Source organism: Bradyrhizobium sp. OK095 (assembly GCF_900109945.1).
Taxonomy (GTDB): domain Bacteria; phylum Pseudomonadota; class Alphaproteobacteria; order Rhizobiales; family Xanthobacteraceae; genus Bradyrhizobium.
In genome coordinates, this window is sequence record NZ_FOBX01000022.1 from 76,179 (window position 1) to 83,434 (window position 7,256).

The following is a 7,256-nucleotide window of genomic DNA, read 5'->3' on the forward strand; positions in this document are numbered from 1 at the left end:
GATGTCACCGGTCGATGTCATCCTTGGATCGGGTCGCGCAGTCTTTGCAAAGTGAGGGTGTAAAGACGGAGCGGTTACCGCCGATACCCGCTCGCCCGCGAATATCCCTGGCGGTTCTGCTGCGTCGGCCGGCTGGCCACGCTGCCGCGAGCCTCGCTGGAGGCGGGCGTTGCGAGCTTGAGCTCCTCCAGGAAGATCGGCCGGGCGAAATAATAGCCCTGTGCGTAGCGGATCTTGGTCGCAGCCTGGAGGTAGGCGAGCTCCTCGTAGGATTCGATGCCCTCGGCAATCACGGTCATGCCGAGCGCTTCGCTCAAGGATTCGATCGCGCGCAAAATGCCCTGGCTGCGCGGGCGCTTATGGATGTCGGTGATGAAGGAGCGGTCGATCTTGATCTCGTCGGCGGTGATGTCGGCGAGCGCCGAGAGCGAGGAATAGCCGGTGCCGAAATCGTCGATCGAGATGCCGACGCCGAGCTTTCTGAACATCGGCAGGATTTCGGATTGGAAATGGCTCTTGGCGACGAAGGCGTCTTCCGTCACCTCGATCATGAAGCGTTGTGGAAAGCCGGTGTCGTCCAACGCCTGCGCGAAGCTGCGCATGAATTCGGGATTGCCGGCCTGCTTGGCGGCGACGTTGATGCTGATGGTCGCTTCCGCGCCAAAAGTCTCGTTGATCAGGTCGATCGATTTGACGATCTCGGCGAGCACGAGATGGGTCAATTCGTCGATCAGTCCGAGTTCGCCGGCGAGGTTGATGAACGAGCCCGGCGCCTGGATCACGCCTTCGTCGTCGCGCAGGCGCACCAGGGCTTCGATGCCCGTTACGGCCTGCGTCCTGATGTCGACCTTGGACTGAAAGGCGCAGCAGAATCGCTTATCGAGGATGGCGAGCCGCAGCGACTGCTCGATTTTGGTTCGCGCCAGCGCCTCGCGCTCCATGCTGGCGTCGAAGAACGCCGCCATCCCTTTGCCATCGTTCTTGACGCGATACATCGCGATGTCGGCGTTCTGGCGCAGCGTCTCGAAGCTGCGTCCGTGATCGGGATAGAGGCTGATGCCGACGGAGGTGGAGGCGAACAGCTCCGAATTGTCGATGAAGAACGGCGCGGTCAGCCGCTCCAGCGTCGATTGGATGAATTCGGCAACCTCCTCCTGGCTCTGGATCGGAGATAGCAGCAGCAGGAATTCGTCGCCGGAGATGCGCGAGAGCATATCGGAATCGCGCAAATCGCGCCCGAGCCGCTTCGACAGCTCGACCAGCAGCGCGTCGCCGACGGCGTGGCCGTAATAATCGTTGATGTGCTTGAAATTATCGACGTCGAGAAAGGCGAGCGCGAAACGATCGCCCTTGCCGTCGCGCGCGAGCAGGGTGTTGGCGCGGTGCTCGATCACGCGCCGCGAGGGCAGTCCGGTCAGCTCGTCGAAATAGGCCGAGCGGAATAGCTGGTCCTCGAAGTTCTTCTGCTCGGTGATGTCGGAGGAGGCCGAGATCAGCAGCTCGCGTCCGGCGAGGCGAATGGGACGATGGGTCGTCAGCAGCACCTGCCGCGCCGTGCCGTCATGGATGGCTTCCTCGGAGGTGACTGGCTGACCGGACCTCAATGCCTGCTGGCAGGCTTCGCGGCGCGGGGCGAGATCGGGCGAGGGACGGCTGCCGTCCATGCCGAGCTGGGACGCCGCGATATCGTTAACCAGCAGAAGCTCGCCTTGGGCGTCCTGCACGGTCAGGCCGGCAGGCAGCATTCTAACGATTTCCTTGAGAAATCCGAGTTCGGCTTCACTCGCGCCGGAATATCTGTTGTCGTTCATAGAAGTCATGAATCTTGTTGTTTCAGCGCGCCTTTGCAATGGACGCAATCTCGCGCGGTTCCCTCTTAGGTTTGGTTAAGGGGTACGCAGAAATACGGGGGTGTTTTGCGGCGATGCGACGCGTGCAGAAAATCGTCATTAACAGAGCGTCAACGTCACTTGCGAAACCGCAAGCGGAGCGCGCGGCTGGCTTTCGCTTGTTTCGAGTCTAGCCGCTTTTGGGAACGCGGCATTGCATGATGCAATGCAGGCCGGTCTCCAGATACGAGACCTCGGTCTTGCCGTCGAAGGCGGACAGCGCCGACTTCAGCAATTTGGTGCCGAAGCCGGGTGCCGACACCTTGCCGATGCTCGGACCTTCGGTCTCGTCCCAGGTCACGGTCAGGCGGTCGCCGCTGACGGTCCATGACACCTGCAACAATCCGCGCGGTGCGGAGAACGCGCCATATTTGCCGGCATTGGTGGCGAGCTCGTGAAACATCAGTGACAACGTCACCGCGAGCTTCGGCGGCAGAAACAGCCGGTCGCCGTTGAGGGTGAAGCGGACATGGCCATAGGGCCCGAGCTCCGCGATCAGGAGGTCGCGGATGTCGCAGCCGGCCTTGTCGATCCGCGAGATCAGATCGTCGGTCGTGGCCAGCGAGCGCAGCCGCGGATCGATCCGTGCCCAGACCTGCGGCTGGTCGTGCAGTACCTGATGGATCACGGCGTGCACGGTCGACAGCTTGTTCTTCAGCCGGTGCTGGAGCTCGTCGACCAGCAGCTTGCGATAATCTTCTTCCTCAATGAGGCGTTTGGAGATTCGGCGCTGCTCGACCAGCATCGTACGATAATGCTCGACGCCCCAGATGGTGAGCGCGCAGACCGCCCAGTACAGCGCCAGCAGGGCAAAGCGCGCGTGATCGGCGAGGGCTTCGCTGAAATTCACGACCACGCCGAGCACGCCGCCGACGATCGCCGTCACGATGCCGATCCGGAAGCCTCCGAAAGCGGCGGCGAAGAACACGGCCGGAAAATAGGGGGTGAAGTAGACGTCCGGCCGCACATGCGCGAGCCCCCAGCGCGCCAGCGTCGCAACCAGCACGCAGGCGACCGCAAAGGCAATGCTGAGGCCGAGCGACGGCGGTGCCAGGCCCTGCCAGCCCTTGCGGAAGTCGTCGATCAGCTTCTCCATGCGCAGCCCGGTCGCGATGTGCGTTCGCGGTGAATGTTACGCATGTCAGCAGCGCAAGCAAAGCTTGCCTTGTCGGGAGACGGCAGGAATAGTGACTGCTGCGGCGTCGATCGCCGCGGCACCGTCATCGATCGGTGTCCGCTATTTGGCATCAAATCATTCAAAAACAGGGACATTCCATGGGCAGGCTGGACGGCAAGGTGGCGGTGATCACGGGTGCGACGAGCGGCATCGGATTGCGGACAGCAGAAGTCTTCGTTGCCGAAGGTGCCAAAATTGTGATCGCGGGGCGGCGTATACCGGAAGGCGAGGCGCTGGCATCGCGGCTCGGGGCTACTTGCGTCTTTCGCCAGACCGATGTGACTGTCGAAGTGCAGATGCAGGCGCTGATCGCGCTCGCGGTGGAGAAATTCGGCCGGATCGACTGCCTGTTCAACAATGCCGGCGGCCCGGCGCAGACCGGGGGCATCGAGGGCCTCGAGGTCGAGCGCTTCGACGCGGCGATGGCGACACTGGTGCGCAGCGTCATGCTCGGCATGAAGCACGCCGCGCCCCATATGAAGAAGCAGGGTTTTGGCAGCATCATCAACAATGGCAGCATCGCCGGTCGTCTCGCCGGCTTCTCATCGTCCTTGGTCTACGGCGCGGCCAAGGCGGCGGTGATCCATCTCACCAAATGCGTGGCGATGGAGCTCGGTGAGTCCAACGTCCGCGTCAACTCGATCTCACCCGGCGCGATCGCGACCGGCATTTTTGGCAAGGCGCTTGGCTTGTCGACGGAAGCTGCCGAGAAGACGCCGGCGGTGATGCGCGACGTCTACAAGACCGCGCAGCCGATTCCCCGCGCTGGCATCCCCGATGACATCGCGCACGCCGCGGTGTTCCTGGCGAGCGACGAATCCAGCTTCATCAACGGCCACGACCTCGTCATCGACGGCGCCATCACCGGCGGCCGCAACTGGAGCCAGCAACAGCAGGGCTTGGCGGCCTTGCGCAACGCGTTCGATCAGGGGGCGTAGGAAGGTCTCGTGCCCCGGACGCGGTGCGGCGCGAAGTGCCGCTCCGCAGAGCCGGGGCCCATCTCTCCGAGCTGACGGTGTCTCAAGATGCTGGGTCCCGGCTCTGCGCAGCAGCGCAAGCGCTGCAGCGCGTCCGGGACACGAGAGTAGCGTTAGATGGCCTTCACCCGCACCTTCAACCCATCCCGCGGCTTCGGAATCGGCCACATCTGCCACTCCGGCTTGTAGCCCTCTTCCAGCGACACCTCGAGGTTCTGCAAGAAGTGCCGGGCAAAACATTTCGCCTGCATGTAGGCGAAATGCAGGCCGAGGCACATATGCGCGCCGCCGCCGAACGGCACCCAGGCGAAGCGGTGGCGGTTGCGTTGCGCCTCTTCCGTAAAGCGAAGGGGATCGAAGCGATCCGGCTCCGGCCAAATGTCCTTCATGTGATGCGTATAGAGCGGATTGACGCCGACCGCGGTGCCGGCGGGAATCGTAAATCCCTTGAAGGTGAAATCGCGCATCGCGCGGCGCGGCATCGAGGGCACCGGCGGCTTGATCCGCAGCGCCTCCTTGAACGCCATCTCCGACAGCGGCATCTTTTCGAGATCGTCGAAGCTGCTGGGCGAACCGGGGGCGAGTCCGAGCGCAAGAACCTCGGCGCGCAGCCTGTCCTGCCAGTCCGGATTGGCGGCGAGCTCGCCGATGAAGGAGGTCAGCGACGAGGTCAGCGTGTCGTGCGCCGCCATCATCAAAAAGCTCATGTGGTCGATGATGTCCTGCTCGGACAGCAGCGCACCGTCCTCATGGGTGGCGCGGCAGAGATGCGAGAACAGATCATCGCCGCCGTGATTGCCGCGCCGGAGCGGAATCTGCTCGCGGAAATAGGCGACGATGCGCTTGCGCCCGTTGACGCCACGCGCCATCTGCGTGCCGGGCAGGGGGCGGCGGATCGGGGCGACCGCGGCCGCGACCATGTCGACGAAGGCGCGGTTGATCTCGTCGACCTCCGGCCCGATATCGGCGCCGAGGAAGGACGCCGCGGCGAGATCGAGCGTGAGCTGCTTCATCGCCGGATAAAGCTGCATCTCGCCGGGCGTCGCCTTCCATTGCGCGACGCGCGCGGCGATGCCGCGGTCGAGATCGCTCAGATAAGACTTCATCGGCCCGGACTTGAACGCGACCGACAGCGCCTTGCGGTGCAGGCGGTGCTCGTCGAAATCGAGCAGCATCAATCCGCGCGGAAACAGCAGGCCGAGCACCTTGTTCCAGCCGTGCGTCGACGAAAACAGCTTCTGCTGGTCGAACAGCACAAGCTCGTTGGCCTCGGGCCCGAGCAGCACGACATTGGTCTCGCCGAAAATGTGGGTGCGGTAGACCGGGCCGTATTTGGCGCCGTTCGCTTCGATGTGCCCCTTGGGGTCGGCGAGCACCTGAAAGGTCTTGCCGATGATCGGCCAGCCCTCGTCGCCGGGGATGTGCGTCAGCTCGTTGCGTTTGGGCGCAGTGAACGGAAGCGCAGGGGCGGCCACATTCTGCATCGACATGACGATTGCTCCGGTTGGCTGACCGAACGGCGCGCGATCGCGATATGAATACGGCCTGCGCCACGCTGACGGGATCAACATAGCACAGGCCGCTATCACTTGCTCATGATAGTGGCTACAGGCGTAGCCGCGTCTACCGCTTCGCAGCTTCCTTCTGCAGATCCGGCGCGTTGACGGCTGGAATGGCGACGCGGCCGGGGCCGGTCACCTTCAGCGCCTCAACGGCCTTCTCGTTCTGCATGATCTTGGCCATCACGGCCTGCCCTGCGCGCTCGAAGATCTCGCGGTTCTCGATCACGAATTTTTGCGACTTGCGTAAAGAATCGACGTAGCCGTTGATCTCCGGCACGACGTAGCGGGCGACCATGTCCCAGCTGCGGCGCGTCGCCTCCGGATTGGCCCAGTCGTGCACGAAGCCGATGACGGCGCCGATGCCGCCGGACACCTGCATCACGTTCTTGATGGTTTTGACGAGATCGTCGGGCGTGCCGATGGTGGAGGCCGCGCCCTCGACGAAGGCGGTCTTGTCCACGGCTTCATCGGGCGAGGAGAACGCGGTCAGGCCCGGGCGCTGCAAGGTGCCGACATTATATTCGTTGTGCCAGCGCATCAGCCCGGCGCCGGCCTCGCGGCGCGCCTGCTCGCGGCTCTCGGCGATGTGGAAGGTGAGCAGCACGCGCCAGTTCGCGCGATCGACTGTGGTGCCATGCTTCTTGGCGGCATCCTCGGCGAACTGCCATTGCTGTTGCAGGGACATCAGGCCCTGCGTCGTCATCGAGCCCAGCGAGATGATGCCGATGCCGTATTTGCCGGCGAGCGTCATGCCCGACGGCGAGATCTGCGAGGCCACCACGAACGGCATTTCTTCCTGCAAAGGCAGAAGCTGAAGCGCGGCGTCGTTCATGGTGAACCAGTCGGTCTTCGCCGTGACGCGCTCGCCGTTGAAGAGGCGGCGGATCACCGCGATCGCCTCGTCCTGGCGGTCGCGCTGGGTCATCGGATCGATGCCGAGCGTGTGCGCGTCGGACGCCAGCGCGCCGGGGCCGGAGCCGAAGATGGCGCGGCCGCCGGTCATGTGGTCGAGCTGCACCATGCGCTGGGCCACGTTGTAGGGATGATGGTAGGGCAGCGACACCACGCCGGTGCCGAGCCTGATCCGCTTGGTGCGCTCGCCGGCCGCGGCCAGAAACATCTCGGGCGAAGCAATCATCTCCCAGCCGGAGGAATGATGCTCGCCGCACCAGAACTCGTCATAGCCGAGGCTATCCAACTGCTCGACCAGATCGAGATCACGCCGGAACTGGAGCATCGGATGCTCCCCGATCGGGTGATGCGGGGCAAGAAAGGCCCCGAACTTCAGGCGCGCCATGGCGTTCTCTCCGGCTGAGTTTTTTGTTTGTTGAGCGGTCGAGGCTACGTGCTGGAAAGAGCGAACGCAATCGCGTGGTGTCCCGCGCGGCGGAATGCAGGCATGCGTGGATACGAGGCGAAGTGTCTCGTCTCCCTCGCCCCGTTCTTACGGGGGGAGGGCGGGGTGAGGGGCCCTCTCCGCAGATGAGATCATTGTGAGACCTGTACCCCCTCACCCGGAATTCAAACTGCGTTCGAATTCCGACCTCTCCCCGCAAGCGCAGGGCTGTCCGGGGAATGATTCACTATGCCGCGGAGCATGCCCGGTTTAACCGGCATGAAGCCGGTACTTTCTGGTTGTCGAGACTCAGAA

At 63.5% G+C, this 7,256-nt stretch carries 5 protein-coding genes; 1 reads left to right on the forward strand and 4 read right to left on the reverse strand.

Annotation, left to right across the window (positions count from 1 at the left end):
* Nucleotides 1-74 precede the first annotated feature (74 nt).
* Both BMW89_RS35675 and BMW89_RS35680 read right to left on the reverse strand, forming a co-directional pair.
* Entirely contained in the window at nucleotides 75-1,811 is a 1,737-nt protein-coding gene (locus BMW89_RS35675) for a putative bifunctional diguanylate cyclase/phosphodiesterase (RefSeq protein WP_177196555.1), read from the reverse strand.
* Between the two features lie 208 nt (nucleotides 1,812-2,019).
* Nucleotides 2,020-2,985 (reverse strand): sensor histidine kinase, encoded by a 966-nt coding sequence (locus BMW89_RS35680; protein ID WP_092035014.1) that lies wholly within the window; start codon nucleotides 2,983-2,985, stop codon nucleotides 2,020-2,022.
* 179 nt (nucleotides 2,986-3,164) lie between these two features.
* On the opposite strand from BMW89_RS35680, the gene BMW89_RS35685 reads away from it, so the two are divergent.
* On the forward strand, nucleotides 3,165-4,004 hold the full coding sequence (locus BMW89_RS35685) for an SDR family NAD(P)-dependent oxidoreductase (RefSeq protein ID WP_092035015.1): 840 nt from the start codon (nucleotides 3,165-3,167) through the stop codon (nucleotides 4,002-4,004).
* A gap of 152 nt (nucleotides 4,005-4,156) precedes the next feature.
* Here the strand turns inward: BMW89_RS35685 and BMW89_RS35690 are convergent, their stop codons facing one another.
* Together BMW89_RS35690 and BMW89_RS35695 are read right to left on the reverse strand one after the other, a co-directional pair.
* Nucleotides 4,157-5,533: a cytochrome P450 gene (locus BMW89_RS35690; RefSeq protein WP_092035016.1), complete on the reverse strand. Its 1,377-nt coding sequence runs from the start codon at nucleotides 5,531-5,533 to the stop codon at nucleotides 4,157-4,159.
* A 133-nt stretch (nucleotides 5,534-5,666) separates the two neighbouring features.
* On the reverse strand, nucleotides 5,667-6,902 hold the full coding sequence (locus BMW89_RS35695) for an LLM class flavin-dependent oxidoreductase (RefSeq protein WP_092035017.1): 1,236 nt from the start codon (nucleotides 6,900-6,902) through the stop codon (nucleotides 5,667-5,669).
* Between the last annotated feature and the right edge of the window lie 354 nt (nucleotides 6,903-7,256).

Excerpts from the sequence above, each read along its gene's own strand:
- BMW89_RS35685 (WP_092035015.1), top strand. The coding sequence starts at position 3,165 with ATGGGCAGGCTGGACGGCAAGGTGGCGGTGATCACGGGTGCGACGAGC.
- BMW89_RS35675 (WP_177196555.1), bottom strand. The coding sequence starts at position 1,811 with ATGAACGACAACAGATATTCCGGCGCGAGTGAAGCCGAACTCGGATTT.
- BMW89_RS35680 (WP_092035014.1), bottom strand. The coding sequence starts at position 2,985 with ATGGAGAAGCTGATCGACGACTTCCGCAAGGGCTGGCAGGGCCTGGCA.
- BMW89_RS35690 (WP_092035016.1), bottom strand. The coding sequence starts at position 5,533 with ATGTCGATGCAGAATGTGGCCGCCCCTGCGCTTCCGTTCACTGCGCCC.
- BMW89_RS35695 (WP_092035017.1), bottom strand. The coding sequence starts at position 6,902 with ATGGCGCGCCTGAAGTTCGGGGCCTTTCTTGCCCCGCATCACCCGATC.